The following is a 575-nucleotide window of genomic DNA, read 5'->3' as shown; positions in this document are numbered from 1 at the left end:
CCGCGCCGTGGCCCAGGGGGAAGCGGTAAGCCTCAGCTACACCAAGCCCGCGACCGGCGCCGTGGTGCAGGACGCTGCCGGCAACGACGCGGCGGACTTCAGCAGCCGGGCTGTAACCAACAACACACCGGACACCACGCCCCCGCAGCTGATTACCACCGGCGGCGGATTCCAGGCCCCCGCGATCAGCGGCTATACCGGTGATTTGGTGCTCCGATTCAACGACGCGAGCAACCTGAACGAGGACCCGGCCCGCAAGCCTGCCGCCGGGGATTTCACAGTGCTCGTGGATGGCGTCGCCAGGACGGTCACCGATGTCTCCGTGAATGCAATAGCCAATCTCATCACATTGTCGTTCGCCACCCCCGTGACCCATGGTCAGCGCGTGACCGTCGCCTACCAGGACAGCACGCCCAACGACACCAACGGCATCCAGGACACTGCCGGCAATCTCCTGACCAGCTTCCCGACCACGGCGGTGCTCAACGCCCTGCCAGACACCACCGCCCCGGCGCTCAGCACCGCCACGGTCAACGGCAACCAGTTGGTCCTCACCTACACCGATACAAGCAGCC

At 65.9% G+C, this 575-nt stretch carries 1 protein-coding gene; it reads left to right on the top strand.

The window, feature by feature from the left end; genetic code table 11:
• A partial coding sequence (locus VTU_RS29485) for a SwmB domain-containing protein (protein WP_010108894.1) occupies positions 1-575 on the top strand: 575 nt, incomplete at both ends.

Origin of the sequence: Verminephrobacter aporrectodeae subsp. tuberculatae At4 (genome assembly GCF_000193225.1) — a bacterium.
GTDB classification, from domain to species: Bacteria; Pseudomonadota; Gammaproteobacteria; order Burkholderiales; family Burkholderiaceae_C; genus Acidovorax; species Acidovorax aporrectodeae.
Note: the sequence above shows the minus strand (reverse complement) of the source record. Positions and strands in the feature narration are given on the sequence as shown.